Source organism: Pseudomonas sp. NPDC077408, from assembly GCF_050269105.1.
Taxonomy (GTDB): domain Bacteria; phylum Pseudomonadota; class Gammaproteobacteria; order Pseudomonadales; family Pseudomonadaceae; genus Stutzerimonas.
Window position 1 is genome coordinate 1 of sequence record NZ_JBNNHS010000029.1, and the last position, 1066, is coordinate 1066.

Consider the following 1066-nt stretch of genomic DNA (forward strand, 5'->3'; position numbering starts at 1 on the left):
GGCATCACCATCTCAACGCCTTCGGGCAGCTCGCAGTTACCGGTCACGTCAGTCGTACGGAAGTAGAACTGCGGACGGTAGCCTTTGAAGAACGGAGTGTGACGACCGCCTTCTTCTTTGCTCAGTACGTAGACTTCGCCTTCGAACTTGGTGTGCGGCTTGATGGTGCCCGGCTTAGCCAGAACCTGACCACGCTCAACGTCATCACGCTTGGTGCCGCGCAGCAGGACGCCGACGTTCTCACCCGCACGACCTTCGTCGAGCAGCTTACGGAACATTTCGACGCCGGTGCAGGTAGTCTTGGTCGTGGCACGAATACCAACGATCTCGATCTCTTCCTGAACCTTAACGATGCCGCGCTCAACACGACCAGTCACAACAGTACCGCGACCAGAGATCGAGAACACGTCCTCGATCGGCATCAGGAACGGCTTGTCGATTGCACGTTCAGGCTCTGGGATGTAGCTGTCCAGAGTCTCGACCAGCTTACGCACGGCCGATACGCCCATCTCGTTGTCGTCCTGGCCGTTCAAGGCCATCAATGCAGAGCCGATAATGATCGGAGTGTCGTCGCCCGGGAAGTCGTAAGTCGACAGCAGGTCACGCACTTCCATCTCAACCAGCTCAAGCAGCTCAGCGTCGTCAACCATGTCAGCCTTGTTCAGGAAGACAACGATATAAGGAACGCCAACCTGACGGGACAGCAGGATGTGCTCACGAGTCTGCGGCATCGGGCCGTCAGCAGCGGAGCAAACCAGGATCGCGCCGTCCATCTGCGCAGCACCGGTGATCATGTTCTTCACATAGTCAGCGTGACCAGGGCAGTCAACGTGAGCGTAGTGACGGATCGAGGAATCATATTCAACGTGGGAGGTGTTGATGGTGATACCACGAGCCTTCTCTTCCGGCGCGTTGTCGATCTGCGAGAAGTCACGCGCAGAGCCGCCCCAAGTCTCAGCACAGACCTTAGTCAGAGCTGCGGTGAGCGTGGTCTTGCCATGGTCGACGTGACCAATGGTACCGACGTTCAGGTGCGGTTTGTTACGTTCGAATTTTTCTTTAGCCA

At 57.0% G+C, this 1066-nt stretch carries 1 protein-coding gene; it reads right to left on the reverse strand.

What is annotated here, in order from left to right:
* A partial coding sequence (gene tuf, locus ACQKEK_RS23410; RefSeq protein ID WP_499167733.1) for an elongation factor Tu occupies positions 1 to 1066 on the reverse strand: 1066 nt, incomplete at both ends.